The organism is Streptomyces sp. NRRL F-5126 (genome assembly GCF_000721265.1).
GTDB lineage: Bacteria > Actinomycetota > Actinomycetes > Streptomycetales > Streptomycetaceae > Streptomyces.
The window spans coordinates 1-493 of the sequence record NZ_JOFZ01000072.1; the positions used below are offsets into that span (position 1 = coordinate 1).

The 493-nt window shown below is 70.0% G+C and carries 1 protein-coding gene; it reads left to right on the forward strand.

Annotation, left to right across the window (positions count from 1 at the left end):
- A partial coding sequence (locus IH48_RS33940; RefSeq protein ID WP_037844074.1) for a KR domain-containing protein occupies positions 1–493 on the forward strand: 493 nt, incomplete at both ends.

Genomic DNA, 493 nt, shown 5'->3' on the forward strand with positions numbered 1-493 from the left:
CTCGGCAACCCCGGCCAGGCCAACTACGCCGCCGCCAACACCTTCCTCGACGCCCTCGCCCACCACCGCCACACCCACGGCCTGACCGCCACCTCCCTCTCCTGGGGCCTATGGCAGCAGACCAGCACCATGACCAGCCACCTCGACACCACCGACCACGCACGCATCAACCGCACAGGCATCACCCCACTCACCACCGACGACGCCCTCACCCTCTTCGACCACACCCTCAGCGCTCCGCAGGCCCACCTCCTCACCGCCCGCCTCAACCCCGCAGCCCTCCGCGGCAACCCACTCCTCAGCCAGCTCACCCAGCACACCATCCGCCGCACCGCGCACACCACCACCCAGAGCCAGACCACCACACTCATCGAGCGCCTCGCCTCCCTGCCCGCCGAGGAACAACACGCCGCGCTCCTCGACACCGTCCGCCTCCACATCGCCGAAGTCCTGGGCCACTCCAACCCGGCCACCATCCAGGACCGCCAGGCAT